The organism is Blastococcus sp. SYSU DS0669 (assembly GCF_054050895.1).
In genome coordinates this window covers 1-21,571 of the sequence record NZ_JBJHAE010000033.1, presented here as the reverse complement: position 1 = coordinate 21,571, position 21,571 = coordinate 1, and the positions used below count along the sequence as shown (strand labels likewise).

The 21,571-nt window shown below is 75.4% G+C and carries 22 protein-coding genes and 1 tRNA gene; 10 read left to right on the top strand and 13 right to left on the bottom strand.

Going from position 1 to position 21,571, the window contains the following annotated elements; translation table 11 throughout:
* Positions 1 to 50 precede the first annotated feature (50 nt).
* A complete protein-coding gene (locus tag ACI792_RS19995; RefSeq protein ID WP_456582165.1) occupies positions 51 to 791 on the bottom strand; it encodes a GntR family transcriptional regulator in 741 nt (246 codons plus the stop codon).
* A gap of 148 nt (positions 792 to 939) precedes the next feature.
* Here ACI792_RS19995 and ACI792_RS19990 point away from each other — a divergent pair, with 148 nt between their 5' ends.
* The gene (locus ACI792_RS19990; protein WP_456604128.1) at positions 940 to 1,512 is read left to right on the top strand and encodes a TetR/AcrR family transcriptional regulator; all 573 of its coding nucleotides are present in this window, start codon (positions 940 to 942) and stop codon (positions 1,510 to 1,512) included.
* 7 nt (positions 1,513 to 1,519) lie between these two features.
* Here the strand turns inward: ACI792_RS19990 and ACI792_RS19985 are convergent, their stop codons facing one another.
* A complete protein-coding gene (locus ACI792_RS19985; protein WP_456604127.1) occupies positions 1,520 to 2,833 on the bottom strand; it encodes a metallophosphoesterase in 1,314 nt (437 codons plus the stop codon).
* 69 nt (positions 2,834 to 2,902) lie between these two features.
* Positions 2,903 to 3,529: a CYTH domain-containing protein gene (locus ACI792_RS19980; RefSeq protein ID WP_456604126.1), complete on the bottom strand. Its 627-nt coding sequence runs from the start codon at positions 3,527 to 3,529 to the stop codon at positions 2,903 to 2,905.
* A gap of 62 nt (positions 3,530 to 3,591) precedes the next feature.
* Here ACI792_RS19980 and ACI792_RS19975 point away from each other — a divergent pair, with 62 nt between their 5' ends.
* Both ACI792_RS19975 and ACI792_RS19970 read left to right on the top strand, forming a co-directional pair.
* Positions 3,592 to 4,557, top strand: coding sequence for an endonuclease/exonuclease/phosphatase family protein (locus ACI792_RS19975; RefSeq protein ID WP_456604125.1), 966 nt, complete (start codon positions 3,592 to 3,594; stop codon positions 4,555 to 4,557).
* A gap of 95 nt (positions 4,558 to 4,652) precedes the next feature.
* Complete coding sequence (locus ACI792_RS19970; protein ID WP_456604124.1) at positions 4,653 to 5,444, top strand: DUF2382 domain-containing protein; 792 nt, start codon at positions 4,653 to 4,655, stop codon at positions 5,442 to 5,444.
* Positions 5,445 to 5,453: 9 nt separating this feature from the next.
* Here ACI792_RS19970 and ACI792_RS19965 read toward each other — a convergent pair whose 3' ends face one another.
* The 9 genes from ACI792_RS19965 to ACI792_RS19925 all read right to left on the bottom strand — a co-directional run bounded on the left by ACI792_RS19965 (position 5,454) and on the right by ACI792_RS19925 (position 12,147).
* A complete protein-coding gene (locus ACI792_RS19965) occupies positions 5,454 to 6,215 on the bottom strand; it encodes a nitrilase-related carbon-nitrogen hydrolase (protein ID WP_456604123.1) in 762 nt (253 codons plus the stop codon).
* Positions 6,212 to 7,393, bottom strand: coding sequence for a pyridoxal phosphate-dependent aminotransferase (locus ACI792_RS19960; protein WP_456604122.1), 1,182 nt, complete (start codon positions 7,391 to 7,393; stop codon positions 6,212 to 6,214). The genes ACI792_RS19965 and ACI792_RS19960 overlap by 4 nt, the downstream gene beginning before the upstream one ends.
* A gap of 36 nt (positions 7,394 to 7,429) precedes the next feature.
* Positions 7,430 to 7,645 (bottom strand): RNA-binding S4 domain-containing protein, encoded by a 216-nt coding sequence (locus ACI792_RS19955; RefSeq protein ID WP_456582173.1) that lies wholly within the window; start codon positions 7,643 to 7,645, stop codon positions 7,430 to 7,432.
* Positions 7,646 to 7,650: 5 nt separating this feature from the next.
* The gene (locus tag ACI792_RS19950; RefSeq protein WP_456604121.1) at positions 7,651 to 8,370 is read right to left on the bottom strand and encodes an MOSC domain-containing protein; all 720 of its coding nucleotides are present in this window, start codon (positions 8,368 to 8,370) and stop codon (positions 7,651 to 7,653) included.
* Positions 8,371 to 8,377: 7 nt separating this feature from the next.
* Positions 8,378 to 9,295, bottom strand: a complete 918-nt coding sequence (locus ACI792_RS19945) for an aldose 1-epimerase family protein (protein WP_456604120.1) — start codon at positions 9,293 to 9,295, stop codon at positions 8,378 to 8,380.
* A 100-nt stretch (positions 9,296 to 9,395) separates the two neighbouring features.
* On the bottom strand, positions 9,396 to 10,433 hold the full coding sequence (locus ACI792_RS19940; protein ID WP_456604119.1) for a hypothetical protein: 1,038 nt from the start codon (positions 10,431 to 10,433) through the stop codon (positions 9,396 to 9,398).
* Positions 10,430 to 11,080 (bottom strand): RNA polymerase sigma factor, encoded by a 651-nt coding sequence (locus tag ACI792_RS19935; RefSeq protein ID WP_456604118.1) that lies wholly within the window; start codon positions 11,078 to 11,080, stop codon positions 10,430 to 10,432. The genes ACI792_RS19940 and ACI792_RS19935 overlap by 4 nt, the downstream gene beginning before the upstream one ends.
* Positions 11,081 to 11,230: 150 nt before the next feature.
* Positions 11,231 to 11,587 carry a hypothetical protein gene (locus tag ACI792_RS19930; protein WP_456604117.1) on the bottom strand — a complete coding sequence of 119 codons (357 nt, stop codon included), beginning with the start codon at positions 11,585 to 11,587 and terminating at the stop codon, positions 11,231 to 11,233.
* Positions 11,588 to 11,676: 89 nt separating this feature from the next.
* A complete protein-coding gene (locus ACI792_RS19925; protein WP_456604116.1) occupies positions 11,677 to 12,147 on the bottom strand; it encodes a GNAT family N-acetyltransferase in 471 nt (156 codons plus the stop codon).
* Between the two features lie 76 nt (positions 12,148 to 12,223).
* Between ACI792_RS19925 and ACI792_RS19920 the strand changes: the two genes are divergently transcribed.
* From ACI792_RS19920 to ACI792_RS19905, 4 genes are all read left to right on the top strand, one after another.
* Positions 12,224 to 13,387 carry an acyl-CoA dehydrogenase family protein gene (locus ACI792_RS19920; protein ID WP_456604115.1) on the top strand — a complete coding sequence of 388 codons (1,164 nt, stop codon included), beginning with the start codon at positions 12,224 to 12,226 and terminating at the stop codon, positions 13,385 to 13,387.
* Between the two features lie 88 nt (positions 13,388 to 13,475).
* Positions 13,476 to 13,955 carry a DUF1707 SHOCT-like domain-containing protein gene (locus ACI792_RS19915; protein WP_456604114.1) on the top strand — a complete coding sequence of 160 codons (480 nt, stop codon included), beginning with the start codon at positions 13,476 to 13,478 and terminating at the stop codon, positions 13,953 to 13,955.
* A gap of 215 nt (positions 13,956 to 14,170) precedes the next feature.
* Positions 14,171 to 15,337 carry a diguanylate cyclase domain-containing protein gene (locus tag ACI792_RS19910; RefSeq protein WP_456604113.1) on the top strand — a complete coding sequence of 389 codons (1,167 nt, stop codon included), beginning with the start codon at positions 14,171 to 14,173 and terminating at the stop codon, positions 15,335 to 15,337.
* A 258-nt stretch (positions 15,338 to 15,595) separates the two neighbouring features.
* Positions 15,596 to 18,484, top strand: coding sequence for a putative bifunctional diguanylate cyclase/phosphodiesterase (locus ACI792_RS19905; protein ID WP_456604112.1), 2,889 nt, complete (start codon positions 15,596 to 15,598; stop codon positions 18,482 to 18,484).
* A 64-nt stretch (positions 18,485 to 18,548) separates the two neighbouring features.
* Here the strand turns inward: ACI792_RS19905 and ACI792_RS19900 are convergent.
* Positions 18,549 to 18,634: transfer RNA gene (locus ACI792_RS19900), tRNA-Leu, on the bottom strand.
* A 175-nt stretch (positions 18,635 to 18,809) separates the two neighbouring features.
* Here ACI792_RS19900 and ACI792_RS19895 point away from each other — a divergent pair.
* The 3 genes from ACI792_RS19895 to ACI792_RS19885 form a co-directional block, all read left to right on the top strand.
* Positions 18,810 to 19,628 carry an FhaA domain-containing protein gene (locus ACI792_RS19895; protein WP_456604111.1) on the top strand — a complete coding sequence of 273 codons (819 nt, stop codon included), beginning with the start codon at positions 18,810 to 18,812 and terminating at the stop codon, positions 19,626 to 19,628.
* An 85-nt stretch (positions 19,629 to 19,713) separates the two neighbouring features.
* A complete protein-coding gene (locus tag ACI792_RS19890; RefSeq protein ID WP_456582184.1) occupies positions 19,714 to 20,172 on the top strand; it encodes an FHA domain-containing protein FhaB/FipA in 459 nt (152 codons plus the stop codon).
* Positions 20,169 to 21,571 (top strand): PP2C family protein-serine/threonine phosphatase (locus ACI792_RS19885; protein WP_456604110.1); only part of this gene is annotated, 1,403 nt, incomplete at its 3' end. The genes ACI792_RS19890 and ACI792_RS19885, both read left to right, overlap by 4 nt.

The following is a 21,571-nucleotide window of genomic DNA, read 5'->3' as shown; positions in this document are numbered from 1 at the left end:
CCGCACGGGGCTGCGGCACCTCCCGGGTACCGGTCGCCGTCGTCCGCACGTCAGCGCCCGCCCACGGAGACCTCGAACTCGACCTGGCTGACGTCGGGCCGCAGCCGCGAGAAGCTGTGCACCTGCGGCCGGCCGTCGCTGTCGCGCACCGTGGTGCGCACGACGAGCAACGGCGAACCGGCGACCACGCCCAGCGCCTCGGCCTCGTCGGGCGCCGCGGTGCCGACGTCGACGACGATGCGGGCGTGCGCGAGGTCCGCCGAGTACTCCCGGCGCAGGTAGTCGTAGAGGGACCCCTCGCTGAAGTCGGCGTCGAGCGCCCCCGGGTAGGCGTCGGCCGGTAGGAAGCTGTGCGCGACGTGGTTCGGCGTGCCGTCGACGCTGCGCAGCCGCACGAGCTCCACCACGTCGGTCGCGGGCTCCAGCTTCAGCTCGGTGGCCACCGTCGGCGGCACGGGCACCACGCGCTGGGTCAGCACCGTGGTGCCGACCTGGGCCCCCTGCTCGGTCATCACCGAGTTGAAGCCCGCGATGCGGTGCACGAAGCTCTCGCGGTACTCGTGCCGGATGGCCGGGCGGGTCACGTAGGTGCCCCGCCCCTGCTCCCGGACGAGGTGCCCGTCGGCGACCAGCCCGTCCACGGCCCGGCGCAGCGTGATGCGGCTGACCCCGTACTCGGCGCAGAGGACCGGTTCCGGCGGCAGCAGCGTCTGCTCGGGCAGGGCGGCGACCCGGCGGCGAAGGTGCTCGCGGACCGACAGGTACTTCGGTCCGGCTACAGGGCTCACCACGGGGTCGAAGGTACTGCCCGAGGAGACGTCTGGTCGTCATGTCGTATGAGACGTCACACCTGCACGCCGTGGGGTGTGCCACATCGTGGGCCGCGCGGCATCCCGTACGGTGGTGGCAGCCATGCCGCCGACGAACGATGATCTGCGCGTGACGGGCTCACCGGACTGGCGTCGGCGCAGGTGGGAGGCCACCCACGAGCGCATCCTCGAGGCCGCGCTCGCGCTGTTCGACGCCGAGGGGTACGACCAGGTGCCGATCGGGCGCATCGCGGCCGCCGCGGGGGTGTCGGTACCGACCTTCTACGCGCACTACCCGAGCAAGGACCACCTGGTCATGCGGCTGCTGGCGCCCGAGGAGGTGGCCGAGCTGATCGCCCGCCAGCCTGCCGAGCTGTCCCTGGGCCCGCGCATCCGCTCGGCGGCGATGGACCTGGTGAGCGGCGCGGGCGCCGAGGAGCGCTCCCGGCTGTACGCCCGTTGGCGGGTCGTCGCCGGAAACCCCACCCTGCGGCACCGATCGGGCGAGTTCGAGCGGAAGACGGCGATCATGGTCGCCGAGGCCAGTGCCCGGGACGGCAAGATCCGCCCGGCCGACGTCGTGGTCGCCGGCGCCCACCTGGCCGCATTCACCACCGGTCTGCTGCTCTGGGCCGACAGCGGCGGGGACCGCGAGCTGGAGGACTGCCTCGTCGAGGCGTTCGACGCCCTCGCCGAGACCTGAGCACCGGTCAGCGGGCAGGGGCGCGGAGCTCCACCACGGTGACCTCCGGGCGGGCCCCGACGCGCATGGGAGGCCCCCAGTACCCGGCCCCCGAGGTCACGTACAGCTGGGTGTCGCCGTGCCGCGACCAGCCCTCCACCGCGGGCTGGTCCAGCCGCACGGCGTAGTCGAAGGGCCAGAGCTGCCCGCCGTGGGTGTGCCCCGAGAGCTGCAGGTCCACCCCGGCTGCCGCGGCCTGCTGGACCTGCACCGGCTGGTGGGCCAGCAGGACCACGGGGGTGCTCTCGTCCCGCCCGTCCAGCGCCGCGTCGAGATCCGCGCCGTGGCCGGGCAGCCCCGAGGCCGCCGCCGTCCGGTCGTCGATCCCGGCCAGGTCGAAGGACGCGCCACCGCGGCGGATCGCCACCCGTTCGTTGCGCAGCACGTCCACGCCGAGGGTCGGCAGGTGCCGCATCCACGCCTGGGTGTCGACGAAGTACTCGTGGTTGCCGGTGACGAAGTAGACGCCCTGCTGGCTCACGAGGTCCGCCAGCGGGGCGACGTCCTCGCGCAGCTCGTCGACCCCGCCGTCGACCAGGTCACCCACGATGGCGACCACGTCGGGGCGCTGCTGGTTGACCAGCTCCACCACCCGCTCGAAGCGCCGGCCGCCGTAGGTGGCCGACAGGTGGCCGTCGGAGAAGGTGACGATCCGCAGCCCGTCCAGCGCCGGGTCCAGCCCGCGCAGGGTCACCGGGACGCGCCGCACGACGGGCGCCGAGTTGGCGACGTACGCGCCCGTGCCCGCGGTGCCGAGCGCCACCGCGCCGGCGGTCACCGCCAGCCCGCGGGCCAGGAAGCGCCGCCGGTCGATCGCCGGGGCCTCGCGGTCCGCGAGGACGACACCGCGGCCAGGTGCCGTCCCCCCGTCGGGCGGAGCCGCTGCGTCGTCCCTGCCCGAACTCCTCCGGGGCCCGCTCGGGACGACCTCCCTCTCCGTTCGCCGGATCCAGAGGGTGCCCAGCAGGCGCACCGGCTCCAGCACCACCAGCGCCAGGACGGCGTAGAGGGCGATACCGAGCCAGACGAACCCGACCCAGCTCAGCGGCGCGGCCGCGTCGATCGGGAGCACCCCGCGGGAGAGCACCGCCGCCACCGGCAGCACCGCCAGGACCACGGTGAGCAGGGTCAGCCGGCGGCGCAGCCGGCCGGGCGCGGTGGTGCTGCGGACCAGCCGGAACCACAGGTAGGTGTGCAGGAGCCCCACGGCCAGCAGGACGACGGTCCCGAAGCCCAGCAGGCCGATGAGCGACAGGACGACCTCCGGCGGATCGGGCGGCACGGCGGAACCGGGGCGGTGCGCCGCTGCAGAGGATGGACGACGGACGGGCGTGCGGCGTTCCCGGGTGTGTCAGCCGCTGCGGCCGAGCCGGGAGGACAGGGCGTGCGCCAGCTTGGACGCGCGCGGCGAGGGGCGGGCGCCTGCGGCGAGCAGCGCCTCCGCCACGGCGGCGAGCACCGCTTCCGGGCCGTCGACGAGCTCGACCTCGAGCTCCCGCCAGGTGCGCACCTCGGGCGTTCCACCGGCGGCCTCGGCGGGCACCGTCGCGGTGACCGTGTCGTCGGCGAGCTCGGCCAGCACCCGGCCCTCCGCGTCGCGGAGCTCGCGCACCACCCGGCGGGTCAACATCGTCACCACCGGCGCGGGCACCTCCCCGGCCAGCAGACCGCCGATCACCTCGAGCAGCTCGGCCGGCGCCACATCGGCGCCGCCGGCGAGCGGCGCGTGCAGCTCCCGGCGGGCCGAACCCGCCGGCAGCTTCAGGTGCCAGCCCTCGTCCGGCCCACCGGTGCGCCGGCGCAGCGTGATCCGGGCGCGCACGAGCCGGAGGTCCGGGGTGTCGTGGTACACCGCCGCCAGCTCGTGCACCACCGGCTCGGCGACGACCGCGACGCCGTCGACGCCGTCGAGAGCCGGCACGGTGAACCCCTCGTCGACGTCGAACTTGCACTCGACCTCGAGCTGCTCGGCGACCACGGCACGACCGTAGGGCACCCACCGGGCGGCGGCCCTCCGGCGCCCTGGCTAGCGTGGCGGCCATGGCCCGGACCCACGCCGACCGCCGGTGGGCCGTCGCGGCGGCCACGCCGTGGGCGGTGTGGGCGGTGCTGCGCCGCACCGGTGCCGAGCGCGGCTTCCCCCTCGTGCCGGCGCTGGCGTTCACCCCGTACGCCGCGGCCACCGCCGTGCTGCCCCTGGCCCTGGCGGTGCGGGCGCGGTCCCGGGCGGCCGCGCTGCTCGCCGCCACCGCGGCCGCCGTGCTCGGCGCCGCGGTGCGCTCGCACCGGGGCCGGCCTCCGGTGGAGCCGGCGCCGGAGGGGCTGCGGGTGCGGCTCGCCACCGTGAGCCTGCGGCTGGGGCTGATCCCCGCCGAGCCGGTCGTGGAGCTCGTCCGCCGGCAAGGGGTCGACGTCCTGGCGGTGCAGGAGCTCACCCCGGAGGCCGAGCGGCGGCTGACCGCCGCCGGCCTGGCCGAGCTGCTCCCGCACGCCCACGTCGTCCCGGCGCGGCCGGGCAGCGTGCCGGCGGCCTCCGGCGCCGTCTGGAGCCGGTGGCCGGTCAGCGACCGGAGCGCGGCACCCGGCGGCTTCGAGCAGCCCACCGTGCGGCTGCCCGCGGGCTCGGGGCCCGAGCTCGAGGTGACGGCGGTGCACAGCCGCCCCCCGGCGCCGTCACCGGCCGCCGTCCGCGGCTGGACCGAGGACCTGGCCGCGCTCCCCGCCCCCGAGCCGGCGGTCCTGCGCGTGCTGGCGGGCGACTTCAACGCCACGCTCGACCACGCGGCGCTCCGGGCCGTGCTCCGCCGGGGGTACCTGGACGCCGCCCGGGCCGTCGGCGAGGGGCACCGCTGGACCTGGCACCCGCTGCGCTCCCCGCTGCCGCGGCTGGGGCTGGACCACGTGCTCGTGGACCCGCGGCTCGCCGTCGCCGGATGCACGTTCGTGCCGGTCCCGGGCAGCGATCACCGGTCGGTCGTGGTGGACCTGGTGCTGCCCGGCAGCTGACGGGCGCAGCACCGATGTTCACCGACCTCGCCCGGTGGGCAGCCTTTGACCTGGTGGCGCGCGGCCGAGCGCGCCCCACGGAGGGGAGTCGACCCATGTTGAGCGAGCACGAGGTCACCGCAGCGATCGGCAGCACCGCGTACGGCGACGGAGGCGACAAGCTGGGCACCGTCGAGCACTTCTTCGTCGACGACCGGACCGGGGAGCCGACCTGGGTGGCCGTGACCACCGGGCTGTTCGGCACCCGCCACTCGATCGTCCCGGCACGGAACGCCTCCTGGGAGGACGGCCGGCTGCGGCTGCCGGTCACCGCGTCCGCGGTGACGAGCGCCCCGGCCATGGAGGGCACCCACCTGGCCCCGGCCGACGAGGAGGAGTTGCGGCGTCACTACGGGCTGGCCGGTGAGCAGGTCGCGACGTCGGCGGGCGGTCACCACGAGCAGCGGGACGCCGCCGGCGCGCCGACCCGGGAGGGGGCGCCGGCGCACGGCACCATGACCCGGAGCGAGGAGAGGCTGCGGGTCGGCACCGAGCAGGTCGCCGCCCGCCGGGTCCGGCTGGTGAAGTACGTGGTCACCGAGGAGGTCCAGGTCACGGTGCCCATCCGCCGGGAGGAGATCCGGCTGGAGGAGGTGCCGCTCGACGGCGCAGCGACGGCCGGCGACACCACGGCCGGGGAGTCGCTGGTGCCGGACGACGCCCCCGCCACCAGCCTGCCCGACGAGATCGTGCTGCACGCCGAGCGGCCCGTGTTCGGCGTCGAGGTGGTGCCCGTGGAGCGGGTGCGGCTGCGGACCGAGGTGGTCGACGGCCACGAGACGGTGACCGAGCAGGTGCTGCGGGAGCAGATCTCCGTCGATCGGGACGACACCCCGCCCCGCGGCTGAGCGCGGGGCTCAGCCGCGCCGGTCGGGCAGGAACTTCAGCTTCTCGCGGGTGGCCGCGACCTCGTCGGCGTCGACGTCGCCGAGCACGAGGGTCTCGGTCCCCGCGGCGGTGCCCAGCAGCTCCCCCATCGGGCTGACGATCCGGCTGTCACCGGTGTGCTCGGTGCCGTCCCCGGCGGTGCCGACGCGGTTCACCCCGACCACGTAGGCCTGGTTCTCGATCGCCCGTGCCTGGAGCAGCGTCTGCCAGTGGTGGCGGCGGGCGGCCGGCCAGTTGGCGACGACCACGTACAGGTCGGTCTCGAGGGCGGCGCGCCAGAAGACGTCGGCGAAGCGCAGGTCGTAGCAGATGAACGGGGTGATCCGCAGGCCGCCGACCTCCACGGTGACCGGCCCGTCGCCGGGGCGGAACCGCTCGTGCTCGCCGCCGTGGGTGAACGGGTGCAGCTTCCGGTAGCGGTGGGTCGTGCCGTCCGGGCCGGCCAGGACGAAGCAGTTGTAGGGCAGTTGCGCGCCCTCGGCGATCTCCGGGCAGCTGCCGCCCACCCACACACCGTGCTCGGCGGCCTGCGCGGCCAGGAACGCCGCCGACGGACCGTCCTCGGGCTCCCCGATGCCCGGCGTCATCGAGAAGCCGGTCGAGAAGGTCTCGGTCAGCAGGACCAGATCGGCGCCGGCACCGGCGGCCCGGGCCACCTGGGGGGCGAGCCGCGCGAAGTTGGCCTCGCGGTCCTCCCAGACGATGTCGTGCTGCACCGCAGCCACCTTCATGCCAGCCTCCTCAGCCGCTCGACCGCCTCGGCGAGGACGGCGTCGCTCTTGCAGAACGCGAACCGGACCAGGTGCCGCCCCAGGGAGGCGTGCTCCGGGGTGTAGAAGACCACGGTCGGGATGGCGACGACGCCGGCGCGCTCCGGCAGCGCCCGGCAGAAGGCCAGCCCGTCGCCGTCGGGTTGCACCCCGCGGACGTCGACGGTCGCGAAGTACGTCGCCTGCGGCGCGATCACGGGCAGCCCGGCGTCCCGGAGCCCGGCGACGAGGACGTCGCGGCGGTACTGCAGGTCGCGGGCGATCCCGTCGAAGTAGGCCCCCGGCAGCCGGAGGCCGGCGGCCACGGCCGGCTGGAACGGGCCGCCGTTGACGTAGGTGAGGAACTGCTTGGCGGTGCGGACGGCGGCCACCAGCGGCGCCGGCCCGCAGACCCAGCCGATCTTCCACCCGGTGACGTTGAAGGTCTTGCCGGCGCTGGAGACGACGAGGGTGCGCTCGCGCATGCCCGGCAGCGTGGCCAGGGAGACGTGCCGGGCACCGTCGAACACCAGGTGCTCGTACACCTCGTCGGTGACCACCGTGAGGTCGTGGTCGCGGGCCAGCCCGGCGAGGACCGCCAGCTCGTCGGCGGTGAGCACCGTGCCGGTGGGGTTGTGCGGGGAGTTGACCAGCAGCAGCCGGGTGCGCGGGGTGATCGCGGCGCGCAGCTCGGCCTCGTCGAAGGTCCAGGGACCGGCGCCGTCCTCGGGCGGGTGCAGCGGCACCGGCCGCACCACACCCCCGGCCATGGCGACAGAGGCGCTGTAGCTGTCGTAGATCGGCTCGAAGAGCACCACCTCGTCGCCGGGCTCGAGCAGCGCGAGCATCGCGGCGGCCAGCGCTTCGGTGGCCCCGGCGGTGACCAGCACCTCGGTGCCGGGCTCGTAGGAGGTGCCGGTCCAGCGCTGCCGGTGCTCGGCGACGGCGGTCCGCAGCTCGGGGATGCCGGGGCCGGGCGGGTACTGGTCGGCGCCGGTGCCGATGGCTTCGCGGGCGACGTCGAGGACCTCCGGCGGGCCCGGGTAGTCGGGGAAGCCCTGACCGAGGTTGACCGCCCCGGTGGCGACGGCGAGCGCGCTCATCTCGGCAAAGATCGTCGTCCCGAACCCGCGCAGCCGGGACGCCAGCGGTGCGGTCATGCGGCTCCCTCCCGGGGTGGTTCCACGTGGAACCGGTTACTTGATGCGGACGTCCTCGTGCCCGTCGATCCGGACGACGTCGCCCGAGCGCAGCTGCCGGCCGCGGCGGTCCTCGGGCTCACCGTTGACCAGGACCGCGCCGGAGACCAGCACGTCCTTGACCTGGGCGCCGGTGGGGACGGCGTCGACCAGCTTCAGGAGCTGGCCGAGCCGGATGCTGTCCTCGCCGGGACGCAGGTCGACGGTGCGCACGGGCCTCAGTCTGCCGTCCGGCGCAGCTCGTCCCCGACCCGGACCCGCCCGGGGGTCAGCACCGCGGCCCGCACGGCCAGCAGCCCGTCCCGCACGCGGTGCACCGTCTTGAGGACCGAGGTGTCACGGGGGAGGCCGCCCGGTTGGGGGCGGGTGGTCATCACGCAGCGGGGGATGCCGGTGCCGAAGCGCAGCCGCGCCCCGCCGAGGTGGGCCTCCGTCCCGCGGAGCGCGTCCTCGCCGGCCCCGTCGAGGACGACGTTGGCCCGGAAGCGGCGGCGGTCCCACGCGCCCAGCGTGCCGGTGGAGACCAGCGACAGGCGGATCCGCGGGCTGTCGTGGAAGGGTCCCGGGGCGCCCTCCCACTGCAGCCACTCGGCGGGGTCGGGCTCGTCCTCGTCCGCGGCGGACTCGTAGGTCGGGACGTCGGCGTCGTCGTCCGGCGCCGCCCGCAGCTCCACCCGGCGGCCCAGCCAGCCCGACAGCACGAGCTCGTCCTCGGTGGTGGTGCCGTCGGGGAGCACGACCTCGACCCCGCCGCCGCGCCGCAGCCGGGCCGCGCCGAAGAGGAGCTCGGGCACCCGGCGGGCGGTGAGGCCGAAGCCGGTGTCGCGGTCGAAGAGCGCCCACCGACGGTCGCCCTCGATGCCGAGCGGGCCCACCTCGGCCTCGGTCAGCTGCTCTCCCTGCAGCGACTTCACGGGGTAGCGCCAGAGCTCCCGCACGCGCACCTCAGCCCACCGGGGTCCAGGCCAGCGACCAGGTGCCGGACCACTCCCGGCCCGGGTCGAGCACCACGAGGTCGGCGCCGTCGGCGAGCGCGTTCGGCGGGCAGGTCATCGGCTCGACGGCGAGGCTGCGCCGCCGCTGGCCCTCGGGGAGGGTGTCGCCGGTGTAGACCTGCAGCCAGGGCCAGCCCTCGTCGGCGGAGACGGCGAGCTCGCCGGCGCTCCCCCGCAGCCGCACGTGCCACCAGCCGTCGTCGTCGCGGTCCAGGTCGGTCAGCGCGGTGTCCAGCGCCCGGTCGCCGATCCGGCCGACGGCGCCGTCGTACGGCCGCCGCTCACCCGTCGGCAGGCCGCCGTCCAGCACCAGCTCGGTGCGCGCCGGCAGCGCCAGCTCCGCCTCGCCGATCCCGCCGTCGCCCACCTCCCCCACCGAGAGGTAGGGGTGGAACCCGGCCCCGAACGGCGCCGGGCCGTCGCCGGTGTTGCGCACCCGCAGCGTGCTGGTGAGCCGGTCGGCGGTGAGGACGTGGTCCACCGCGACGGCGAGCCGGAACGGGTAGCCCGGCTGCGGCTCGAGCGTCGTCCCGACCGTGACGGAACCGCCGGCCGCGGCGAGCACCGTCCAGGGCTGCCAGGTGACCAGCCCGTGGATCGCGTGCGGCTCCTCGGTCGACCGGACGTCGAGCTGCAGCTCGCTGCCCTGCCAGCTCCACCGGCCGTGCCGGAGCCGGTTGGGCCAGGGCACGAGGGTCGCGCCACGCCAGCCGGGGAGCACCTGCCCGGCCGGGTAGCCGTCCAGCACCTCCCAGTCCCGGACGGCGAGCCGGCGGAGCGTGCCGCCGCGCAGGTCGACGGCGAGGCGGGCGTCCCCTGCGGTGAGCTGCACCTCGGTGCGGTCGGTGGCGGGCCAGGCGTCGGGCATGCCGCCACCTCACCACATCGTGGCCCGGCTGCCCTGGCGAGATCTGCACACCGGCCCCCATCCGGCCGTCGACGGGGGCGAGTGTGCAGATCTGGCGCGCTCAGGGGTGGTAGGTCACCTGCTCGGCGAACTCCAGCACCTGCTCCCGGGTGAACGCGTCGGGGACCTGGAGGGTGAAGGCGGTGCCGTCGTCGAACTGCGCCTGGAGGAACCAGCCCCGGTCCCGGGGCCCGTTGTCGATCCGCACCAGCGCCGCGGGCCGGCCCTGCACCGTCACGTCCAGTTGCGGGCCCACCGGCCCCATGAGGGTCTCGCGCAGCCGGTCGAGCGGCGCGACGTCCTGCGGCAGCGGCACGTGGACGGTGAGCGTCTGCTGGTCGTAGGCGTCGTTGACCAGGGTGAGGACGCGGCCCATCTTGTAGAACTGCACCGACCAGCCGGCCGGGGCGAGCTCGGCGGTGAGGGTCGCCGGCTGCGGGCGGTCGACCAGCGACCCGGCGAGGGCGACCAGCTCCGCCGTCCGGCTGTACCGGCCCTCGCCGGCCATGACCACCCACTGGTCGTCCCGGCGCTCGAAGAGCAGCTCGGCGAACCGCACCTGCGCGCACGTGCTCAGCCCGTCCTCGCAGGCCACGTCGCGCGACCCGCGCACCAGCTGGGCGCGCGCGCCGTCGACGGTGATCTCGGAGCGCTCGGTGACGTCGGCGTTCTCGAAGGCGTCGTCCCACCAGTCGGGTTCGTCCTCCTCGACGCCCACGGTGAACCGGTCGGCGCCGTCCGCCGAGCCGTACTCCGCGAAGCCGGCCGAGTCCCCGTCGCCGGAGAACGCCGGTGTCATGCCGGCCGGCGCGGGCTCGAGCGAGAGCGGGAAGGTGGGTGTCGCGAACTCGACGAGGGTGACGCCGGTGGCCGGGGTCCCGGGGCCGTCGGGGGCGGCGATCACCACCGCGGCGGTCCAGGCGGCGGCCACCGCCACGGCCGCGACCCCCGTGCGGACGACGAGCCCCCGGCTGGGGCGACGCCGGGATGGGGGGCCCTCGATCTCGGCGAGCAGCGCGGCGCGGGCGGCGGAGCGGGCGGCGGGGGAGAGCGGCGGGGCCTCGGGCCCGGCCTCGCGGAGCAGCGTGAGGTCGTTCATCGGTCCTCCTCCTCGGAGGTCGGCGCGAAGGGGGAGACGTCGCCGAGGGCGGCGCGGGTCTGGCGGCGGGCGCGGTGCAGGCGGGAGCGCACCGTCCCGACGGGGACGTCGAGGACGGCGGCGATCTCCTCGTAGCCCAGCTGTCCCCACGCGATCAGCAGCAGGGCGTCGCGGTCGCGGGGCTCCAGGCCGGCCAGGGCAGCGGCGAGCGGGCCGCGCAGCGCCTGGGCGTCCAGCCGGCCCGAGGCGTCGCCCGGGTCTTCCCCCGGGCGTTCCGGCTCGGCGGCGGCCCGGGCCAGCGCCCGGTACCGGCGCTGCTCGCTGCGCCGGTGGCCCCGGACGACGTTGGTCGCGATGCCGAGCAGCCACGGCCGGACCTCGAGGTGCTCCGCCCGGTAGGCGGCCCGGCGCCGGAATGCGATCAGGAAGGTCTCGCTCAGCAGGTCGTCGGCCAGCTCGCCCACCCGGCGGCCCAGGTAGCGGTGCACGGCCGCGGCGTGCCGGTCGAACAGAGGGGCGAACTCCGCCGGGTCCTCCACCGAGCGGGCGATCAGCTCGGCGTCTCCGGGGAGGGCGTCGGGCAGCGCCCGCAGCCGTGGGGGCTCGGCGGGTGGACCGGCGGACCGGTGCATCGCCGTCGGGGTCACGGCAGGTGATGATCCGGCCGCGATCGGTGAAGTCGTCACACCCCTTGATGACCGGTGCGGCGGAACCGGTTCACGCGGCCCCGACCTGCGCCACATCGGGGGATCGGGCCGTACCGGGGGCCCGGTCCGCCGCGTCTCGCGGCGCAGCGCTCAGCTGCAGTTCTCCTCGGCGTAGGCGGAGACGGTCTCGCCGGCCTCCCCGAGCTCCTGCAGTTCCTCCAGGGAGAGGTCGCCGCTCTCCATGGCCTCCTCGAACCGGCCCTCCGACGGGAATACCTCCGCCATGGTCTCCACGGCCTGCGCGACCTCGGCGCCGGCCTCGTCGGGCACGGTGCCGGCGAGCTCCTCCAGGGCGGCCTTGATCTCGGCGGCGTCGCTGTCGCCGAGCTCGTCGATCGACGCGTACCGGTCGCAGAAGTCCTCGACGCTCGCGCCGCCGCCGCAGGCGGAGAGGGAGAACGGCAGGGCGGCCACCGTGGCGGCGACGGCCAGCCTGCGGATGCGCATGGGGATCCCTTCGTCGAGCAGCAGGACCCTGGCGTCCGACCGCGGGCGGTGCGTCGCTCCACCCTCACACACCCGGCGGCGGACCCGGGTCAGCGCGGAGCAGGCCGGACCGACCGCTCGAAGAAGAGCGAGCCCACCGCATCCGGGTCGCCCACGTAGTCGCCGAAGGCCCGGATCGGCCGGTAGCCGGCGCCCGAGTACAGCCCGATCGCCTCGGGCTGCTGCGGGCCGGTCTCCAGCCGCAGCGTCGTCCAGCCCCGGGCCCCGGCGGCCTCCTCGAGCGCGGCGAGCACCGCCTTCGACACCCCGCGGCCGCGCGCGGCCGGGACCACGTACATGCGCTTGACCTCGGCCACGCCGCCGCCGAGCTCGCGGAGCGCGCCGCAGCCCAGCGGCGTCCCGTCGTCGTCCCGGGCCAGCAGCACCACCGCGACGTCGGCCGCCGAGGGGTGCGTGCCGGGCTCGTCCTTGCCGCCGTATCGGGCCCGGACCTCGGTCTGCTGGTCGGTGGTGAGCCGCCGGACGTCGGGGTCGTCCCAGGCAGCCGCCTCGATGATCACGGGCCCGATCCTGCCAACGGCCCGCGGGCGCTCCCGGAGGTACGGTCCGCTGGACGCCCCACCGCGAAGGAGCACCGTGCCGGTCGACCGCGAACTGCCCACGTCCGAGGCCGAGGACCTGCTGGCCCTCACCCGGGAGATCGCCGACGCCGAGCTCGCCCCGAAGGCGGCGTCCTACGAGCGCGAGGAGCGCTTCCCGCGGGAGGTGTTCCGCCTCCTGGGCGACGCCGGGCTGATGGGGTTGCCGTTCCCCGAGGAGGTCGGCGGCGGCGGGCAGCCCTACGCCGTCTACCTGCAGGTGCTGGAGGAGCTGGCGGCCCGCTGGGCGAGCGTGGCGCTGGGGATCAGCGTGCACACCCTCGCCTGCTCCCCCATCGCGCACTACGGCACCGAGGCCCAGCGCCGCGACCTGCTGCCCGAGATGGTCGGCGGCACCCTGATCGGCGCCTACTCCCTGTCGGAGGCCCACGCCGGCTCTGACGTCGCCGCGATGCGCGCCAGCGCGACGCCGGCCGAGGACGGCTGGCTCGCGCGTGGGGAGAAGGCGTGGGTGACCCACGGCGGGCACGCCGACTTCTACTCCACGTTCCTGCGCACGCCGGCCGACGGCGAGCGCGCGATCTCCTGCTTCCACCTGACCCCCGACCTGCCCGGCTTCAGCGCGGCGAGGCCCGAGGAGAAGATGGGGCTCACCGGCTCCACCACCGCCGCCATCCGGCTCGACGACGTGCCGGTCCCGGCCGACCGCCTGGTCGGCGAGCCCGGCCGGGGCATGGCGATCGCGCTGGGCGCGCTGGACGCCGGGCGGCTGGGCATCAGCGCCGTCGCGGTGGGGCTCGCGCAGTCGGCCCTCGACGTCGCCGTCGCCTACGCCGTGGAGCGGGAGGCGTTCGGCCGCCCGATCGCCGAGCACCAGGGCGTGCAGTTCCTGCTGGCCGACATGGCCGCCGCAGTCGAGTCCGCGCGCGCCACCTACCTGGTCGCCGCACGCCGCAAGGACGCCGGCAAGCCGTTCTCCCGCCAGGCCAGCATCGCCAAGCTCGTGGCCACCGACGCCGCCATGAAGGTCACCACCGACGCCGTCCAGGTGCTGGGCGGGGCCGGCTACACCCGCGACCACCCGGCCGAGCGGTACATGCGCGAGGCGAAGGTCATGCAGATCTTCGAGGGCACCAACCAGATCCAGCGGATGGTCATCGGCCGCCACCTCACCGCAGGGGCCGTGCCGCCGGCCGGCTGACGGGTTCCACGTGGAACCGGTGACAGCTGTCAGTGGTCCCGGCCGGTGCCCCGGGACCAGACTGGTGTCCCCGAGCGAGGAGAGCACCGTGTCCCAGCCCCACCTGCGTGCCGCCGACTCCGACCGCGCCGCCGTCGCCGCCGAGCTGGGCCGCGCGATGTCGGAGGGCCGGCTGACCGTCGCCGAGTACGACGAGCGGCTCGCCCGGGCCTACGCGGCCCGCACGTTCGGCGAGCTGGCCGAGCTCACCACCGACCTGCCCGCGCCGGCCCCGCAGCCGGCCCCGCAGCCGGCAACGGCGCGGTCGGCGCACCCGGTACCCGCGTGCGGCAGCCGGGGGTACGGGGGCCTCAGCCACCAGCAGGTCGCCTGGGGGTCGTGGTCCAGCACCGCGGTGATCGTGCTGCTCGTCTGGGGGATCACGTCGCTGGCGTCGGGCGAGTTCCTCTACTTCTGGCCGTTCTGGGTGATCGTGCCCTGGGGCGCCTTCTTGCTGATGGGCCAGGCGTTCGCCGGCGGTCGCGGCGACACCGACGAGAAGCGCCCGCACGCGGTGCACGGCCGCTGACGGGGAGCACCAGGTCCCGCCCCGACCAGCCGCCGAGCGTGACGGCGCACGGGATCGTCCTGACCGGCGCACGCCACGGCGGCCGCCCGCTCACCCCTCCGGGTGCCGGAGCCCTCAAGGTCCCCGAGAGTGATCCCGACAGCTCACCCGTGTCCGCTCCACCGAGCTCGCTGACGTCCACCGCCGTATCCGCGCCCGTTGCGGACCCGGCACGCGTGGCCGCGGTCAGCAGCTACCGACTGGCCGGACACGACGCCGTCGCCGAGCTGGACGCCCTCGTCGCGCACATGGCCCGGGCGCTGGACGTGCCGATCGCGACGATCAACCTCGTGAGTCCCGACCTGCAGTGCTACCCCGCCGAGCACGGGGTGGGCGTGCCGCGCACCCATGTGCGTGACGAGGTCTCCTTCTGCGCCCATGTCGTCGCCGGACGGGCGCCGATGACGGTCCCCGACGCCCGGGTCCACCCGCTCTTCTCCGCCAACCCTCTGGTCCGGGCCGGGAGCATCGCCGCCTACGCCGGCGTGCCCTTGATCGACGAGGACGGGTTCGTCCTCGGTGCCCTGGCCGTCTTCGACCACAGACCGCGCGCGTTCACCGACGCCGACCACGACGTGCTGCACACCCTCTCCGGGCTGGTCCGCGTCGTGCTCTCCCTGCGGCGCCGGGCGGCTGCGCAGGCCTGGAACGCCCGGCTGCTGGCCGCCCAGGGCCGTGCCCTGGAAGAGATGACCACCGGTCGGCCGCTCGCGACCACCCTGGACCTGCTCGCGGCCACCGCTCGCGATCTCGCCGCGGATGCCGACCAGCAGCAGCTGCAGGTGCTGCGGCGGACCGTCGACCGGCTCTCCGCCCTCGCGACCGAAGCCGCCCAGTGGCGGAGCACGACCGAGCGCATGGCCCGGCAGGACCCCCTGACCGGCCTGGCCAACCGGAACTGCTTCACCGAAGCCGGCGCCGCAGCGCTCGCCGGGGGCGGGGCGGTGCTCTTCATCGACCTGGACCGGTTCAAGGACGTCAACGACCGCGGCGGCCACGCCCTCGGTGATCAACTGCTCATCCGTCTGGCGGGTGCGCTCCGCGAGCGGGTGACGACCGTCGCCCCCGACGCCGTGATCGGCCGCCTCGGTGGGGACGAGTTCGCCGTGGTCCTCCCCGGGACGGACCGCACGGCCGCCAGGCAGCTGGGCCACGACCTCCTCCACGTCCTCAGGGACGAGGTCCGGGTCGGGCGGAGAACCGTCCTGGTCTCGTGCAGCATCGGGGTGGCGATGGCGGCACCGCGTGCGACGTTCGACGACGTCCTCCGCGCCGCCGACAGTGCCATGTACGCGGCAAAGGACGCCGGCCGGGGACGCGTCCACACCGTCAACTGCTCCTGACGGCAGCCGGGACCACCCCGACGACGCCCGGTGCTCGCCCTCCGGCGCCTGCCCGTCGATCGACGAGGCCGGAGCTCCGCGGGGTCGGGACCGGGCTCCGGCCCGCAGCGCGTCATGACCGCGGCGTGCGGCGGCACCCTTGCGGAGGAGGCCGGCGGCTCAGGGTCTCAAGCAGGAACGCGATCGGCCGATACCGGCTGAGAAGGCCGGAGCCCGGGCTGACCGTCAGCGCCGGGCCGGAGAGGACGGGAGGGCACCGTGGACGAGGCGACACCACTGGCGGGAACCTCCACGATCACCACGCGGCTGCTGCTGCGGGTGGTGGCGGCGCGGGGCGGCGAGGGTGCCGTCGACCGGGTGCTCGAGCGTGCAGGTCTGGCGCACCGGCGGACGTTCCTGCAGGGCCTCCGAGGGCGGGTGTCGTACCCGGAGAAGCTGCGGCTGTTCGACGCAGCCGCCGAGGAGCTCGGTGACCCGCGGATCGGGCTCGCCCTGGGCGAGGCCGCCATGTCGGACCCCGCAGTCATGGCGCTGCGGCGCGTGCTGACGACCTTCGGGACCACCGCGGGGCTGCTCCGACAGGTCTCGCGGATCTCCACCCGCCTCGACACCTCCGCGGTGTTCCGCTGCGAGTCCGTCACGGACGCCGCGGCACGGCTGACCTGGCGGGTGCTGCCGCCGCACCACCCCGGTCGCGTGGACTGCGACTACAACATCGGGGTGCTCCGCAAGGCCCCGGTGCTCTTCGGCCTCCCGCCGGCGGTCGTCGAGCACTGGGCCTGCCAGGTCGACGGTGCCCCGCGGTGCGAGTACACGGTCACCTGGCAGGAGCCACCCCTGCCGTCCCGGTGGGGTGGCCGCGGCCGCAGGCGCCGCCCGGCGCCCCACGCGCCGGTCGCGGACGCGGCGGAACGGCTGCACGACCTGCAGGAGGCCACCACGGACCTGCTCAGCGGGGACTCCCTCGAGGAGACCCTCGACCGCGTCGCCGCACGTGCGGACCGCGCCGTGCACGCTCCCGGCTACGTGCTCGACGTCCGACTGCCCCACGGCAAGCGGCACGTGCGCTCCCGTGGCCTGGGCTCCTCGGTGCTGGCCGCGCTCGGGGAGCGACGGCTCGAGGTCGGATGCCGGGAGGTCGGCGGCACGGCCGTGCTGTCCGTGCCGGTCACCTCCGCGACGCGGGACTACGGAGTCCTCGCCGTCGTCGCCTGGCCCGGCCAGGAGCCCTTCCCGGGCGACGTCGAACTGCTCACCGCCTACGCCCGGCACGCGGCAGCCGCCATCGAGATGTCGGCATCGCTGACCGAAGCACGCGAGCAGGAGGAGACCGCACGACTGCTGCTCAGCGTCGCGCGGTCGCTCGCCGGCCGGCGGGAGGCACGTGAGGTCGCCCAGACCGTCGCCGACGCCGTCCCGGCGCTCTGCGGCGCCGACCGCTCCGCGGTCGCCCTGTGGGATCCCGGGATGCAGGCGGTCTGGATCGCCGGCCTGAGCGGCTGGCCGCCGGGGCCGGCCGAACACCTGGCCGGATACGTGACCACCACGGAGGAGAGCCCCGAGCTGTGCGAGCTGATCGCCGTCGGGGCGCCCATGCTGGTCGACCGGTCGAGCTCGGCCTGGGCCGACGAGGTGCTGGGCCACTTCGGCGTCACCGCTCTGGGCGGGGTGCCGATCAAGGTCGACGACCGGCTGGTGGGGATCGTCCTCGCTCACTGGGTCGACAGCACACCGCCGACCGCCCTGGGCGAGGGGACCACCGAACGCCTGTGGGGCCTGGCAGGCCTGGCCGGCGTGGCCCTGGACAACACGCACCTGCTCGACGAGATCCGGCACCGGGCCGCGCACGACCCGCTCACCGGCCTGCCGAACCGCGCCCTCCTGCACGCGCGCACGAAGAGGGAGCTGAGCCGTCCCGGTGACCCGGCCGGCCGCACCGCCCTGCTCTTCTGCGACGTCCGCCGGCTCAAGCGCGTCAACGAGAGCCTCGGGCACGGCGCCGGCGACGAGGTGCTCCAGGAGGTCGCCCACCGGCTGCGGTCAGCGGTCCGCGACCACGACACGGTCGCCCGGTTCAGCGGCGACGAGTTCGCCGTCCTGCTGCCCGGCACGTCCGAGCCCGGCGCCCGGGAGGTGGCCGACCGGGTCCACCGGTCCCTGGCGGCCGCGGTGCGGGTGGGACACGACGAGGTGTTCGTCGACCTGGTCATCGGCGTCGCCGTGGCGGAGTCGTCCGGGGGCGTGCGCGACGGCGCCGCCGACGACATGGCACAGGACCTGCTGCAGCGCGCCGAGGAGGACATGCACCGCTGCAGGACCGGTCCCGCGGCGCCGGAGGAGAACGGGCAACGGACCCGGGAGCGCCTGCGCCTGGAGACCGATCTGCACGGCGCGGTCACCCGCGGGGAGATCGGCGTCCACTTCCAGCCGCAGATCGACCTGGCCGACGGTCGCATCGTCGCCGTCGAGGCGCTGGCGAGGTGGCAGCACCCGGTCCTCGGGAACATCCGGCCCGACGTCTTCGTCCCCCTCGCCGAAGCCAGCGGCCAGATCCAGGACATCGGCGGTCACGTCCTGCTCGAAGCCTGCCGGACGCTCGCGGCCTGGCGGGCCGACGGACTCGACCTCGAGGTCGCCGTGAACGTCTCCACCGTCCAGCTCACCGATCCCGGTTTCGCCGGGTCCGTGATCGGCGTCCTGGCCGAGACCGGGCTGCCCGCGCGGTCGCTGACCCTGGAGGTCACCGAGAGCCAGGTGCTGACCGAGGTGGCCACCCGCCACGGCCACCTGGAGCACCTCCGCGCCCTCGGTGTCGGGATCTCCGTGGACGACTTCGGGACCGGGTACTCCTCGCTGGCCCAGCTCCAGCGGCTGCCGGTGAGCGAGCTGAAGATCGACCGGTCCTTCACCGCTCAGCTCATCGGGTCGGCACCCTCCTCGCCGCTCGTCGCCGGGATCATCGGCCTCGCCCACGGCCTCGGCCTGCGTGTCGTGGCCGAAGGCGTGGAGACGTGCGCCCAGTCCGCGGCGCTGCACGGCATGACCTGCGACCGGGTCCAGGGCTACCTCTACGGCCGTCCTGCCGAACCCGCTGCCGTACGCGAGCTCCTGCTCCAGCAGGCGGGCAGCGTCCCCGTGCTTCGGTGACCGGAAGACCCGCCCCGACACGGCAGCGGCCCCCGGGAGATCCCGGGGGCCGCTGCCGTACGCCTGGTGGGCAAGGGGGGAGTTGAACCCCCACGTCCTTTCGGACACACGGACCTGAACCGTGCGCGTCTGCCATTCCGCCACTTGCCCTGGCGAGGGAAGACAGTAGCAGCCGCGGACGGCCCCGCCGCCGAGGGGGTTCCGACCTCGGCACGTGGGAGACGACGTGCGGGGCGTCGCACCTTCCTGGGCGGTCAGCCGCCTCCGGCCCGGCTACGATCACGGATGGCAGAGTGGGACGTCCGGCGAGCGCAGAGGAGCGACTGTGGGTGTGCTGCAGCGCTTCGAGCGCCGGCTCGAGGGGATGGTCGGCCTCGCCTTCGCCCGCCTCTTCAAGGGCAAGGTGCACCCGGCCGAGATCGCCAAGGCGCTCCAGCGCGAGGCCGACGAGCAGCGCTCGATCATCGGTGAGGGTCGCGTGCTCGCGCCCAACGTCTACGTCGTCCGCCTCGGCGAGACCGACTTCGAGCACCTGGGCCAGTGGTCCGACCAGCTGGCCGGCGAGCTCGCCGACATGGTCACCGAGCACATCGAGGACGAGGGCTACCAGGTCTTCGACAAGGTCACCGTCGAGCTCGAGAGGGACGACGCGCTGACCACCGGCGTCTTCGAGGTCAGCTCCCAGGTCGCCGACCCGGCGCGCCCCCACGCCCGCGCCGACGCGCCCCCGATGGCCTCCGCGCCGGTGCCGGGCCACCCGCCGCTGCCCCCGCTCCCGGCGCTGCGCGGGCGGATGGCCACCGACACCGGCAAGCAGAACCCCTCCGTGCTCGGCCGCGCCGGCTCGCGCACGTCGACGACGCACGTGCTCCTCGTCGACGGCCCGGGCACGCGCCACGAGCTGACCACCGGGCGCAACGTGATCGGCCGCGGCACCGAGGCCGACATCCGCATCCCCGACACCGGCGTCAGCCGCAAGCACGTCGACGTCGTGCTCGACGGGGACGTCGCGACGGTCGAGGACCTGGGCTCCACGAACGGCACCCTCGTGAACGGCCGGCGCGTCAACCGCCAGGCGCTCAGCGACGGCGACGTCATCCGCATCGGCCACTCGGTGCTCGTCTACCGGCAGGACGGGGCGTGACCGGGTCCGTGCGGTCACAGCACTCCGGCATCCGGGAGCACGCCCTCCGCCGCGGTGCCGGGCAGGTGCCTGCGGGGGTGCGGCCGTGACCGAGCTCGTCGTCCAGATCTTCCGCTTCGGGTTCCTCCTGCTGCTGTGGTTGTTCATCTTCGCCGCCTTCCGCGTGGTCCGCGCCGACCTCTTCGGCGGCCGTCCCGGCCGGGTGGCCACCGTGCCGCCGCGGGCCTCCGCGCCCAAGAAGCGCGGGCACCGCGGCCCCAAGTCCCTGGTCGTGACCGCCGGCCCGCTGACCGGCACCAAGATCACCCTGGGTGACCAGCCGATCCTCATCGGCCGGGCCGACGACTCGACCCTGGTGCTCACCGACGACTTCGCGAGCTCCCGGCACGCCCGCCTGACCAACCGGGGCGGCCAGTGGTACGTCGAGGACCTCGGTTCCACCAACGGCACTTACCTGGACCAGCAGCGCGTGCAGGGCCCGCTGCAGGTCACCCCCGGCCAGCCGATCCGCATCGGCCAGACCGCACTGGAGCTGCGTTCGTGACGCTGGTTCTCCGCTACGCCGCGCGTTCCGACCGCGGCCTCATCCGCGGCAACAACCAGGACTCGGTCTACGCCGGGCCCCGGTTGCTGGCCGTGGCCGACGGCATGGGCGGCCACGCCGCCGGTGACATCGCGAGCAAGGTGGTCATCGCCGCCCTCGAGCACCTCGACGACGACACCCCGACCGGCGACATGCTGCAGTCCATGCGCGCCGCGGTCCACGAGGGCAGCGAGCACCTCCGCGAGGTCATCCGGGAGTCACCGCAGCTCGAGGGCATGGGAACCACGCTCACCGCGATCCTCTTCGCCGGCGGCCGGCTCGCGCTCTGCCACGTCGGCGACTCCCGCGCCTACCTGCTCCGCGACGGCGAGTTCAGCCAGATCACGCACGACGACACCTTCGTGCAGACGCTGATCGACGACGGCCGCATCACGCCGGAGGAGGCCAACCACCACCCGCAGCGCTCCCTGCTGCTGCGCGCCCTCAACGGGCAGGAGGTGGAGCCGGACCTCTCCATGCGCGAAGCCCGCGCCGGCGACCGCTACCTGCTCTGCTCCGACGGCCTCTCCGGCGTCGTCAGCGAGGAGACCCTCGCCGACGCGCTGCAGAACCCGGACCCCGAGGCCACGGCCGACCGCCTGGTCGAGCTGGCGCTGCGCAGCGGCGGACCGGACAACATCACCGTGATCGTCGCCGACGTCCTGGAGGACACCGGCGGCAACGGCCGGTTCGACCCGGTCGTGGACGGCGCCGCGGGCGACAACGTCGGCCAGCGCGAGGTCGACCCGCGCTCCGCCGCCGGCCGGGCGGCCCTCGCCGACCAGGCCTCCGCTCCCCCGCCGACACCCACACTGCCGACGGGCGGCGGCCCCTCCGCCCGCCGCCGCCCGATGCGCATCCTCCTGGTGGCGGGGGCCCTTCTCACCGTGCTGGTGGCAGGGGCGATCGGCATGTACGTCTGGGCGCTCAACAACTGGTTCGTGGGCGTGAACGGTTCCGGCGACGACCAGCAGGTCGCCGTCTTCCGCGGGCTCGACGTCTCCCTCCTGGGGGTGGACCTCCACCGGCTGGACCGGGGCACCGACCTCGCGCTGGCCGACCTGACCTCGGCCGCCCGCAACCGGGTGCTCGGCAGCATCACCGCGGACGACTCCGAGGACGCCGAGCGGATCGTCGACGCGCTCGCCGACCAGCGGCTGCCGCTGTGGCGGGCGCCCGGCCCCGCCCCCGGCCCCCCCCCCCCCCCCCCCCCCCCCCCCCCCCCCCCCCCCACCCCCCCCCCGCCCCCCCCCCCCCCCCCCCCCCCCCCCCCCCCCCCCCCCCCCCCCCCCCCCCCCCCCCCCCCCCCCCCCCCCCCCCCCCCCCCCCCCCCCCCCCCCCCCCCCCCCCCCCCCCCCCC

Coding starts and splice junctions, on each gene's coding strand:
- ACI792_RS19960 (WP_456604122.1), bottom strand. CDS start 7,393: ATGACCGCACCGCTGGCGTCCCGGCTGCGCGGGTTCGGGACGACGATC.
- ACI792_RS19965 (WP_456604123.1), bottom strand. CDS start 6,215: ATGAAGGTGGCTGCGGTGCAGCACGACATCGTCTGGGAGGACCGCGAG.
- ACI792_RS19970 (WP_456604124.1), top strand. CDS start 4,653: ATGTTGAGCGAGCACGAGGTCACCGCAGCGATCGGCAGCACCGCGTAC.
- ACI792_RS19975 (WP_456604125.1), top strand. CDS start 3,592: ATGGCCCGGACCCACGCCGACCGCCGGTGGGCCGTCGCGGCGGCCACG.
- ACI792_RS19945 (WP_456604120.1), bottom strand. CDS start 9,295: ATGCCCGACGCCTGGCCCGCCACCGACCGCACCGAGGTGCAGCTCACC.
- ACI792_RS19940 (WP_456604119.1), bottom strand. CDS start 10,433: ATGAACGACCTCACGCTGCTCCGCGAGGCCGGGCCCGAGGCCCCGCCG.
- ACI792_RS19930 (WP_456604117.1), bottom strand. CDS start 11,587: ATGCGCATCCGCAGGCTGGCCGTCGCCGCCACGGTGGCCGCCCTGCCG.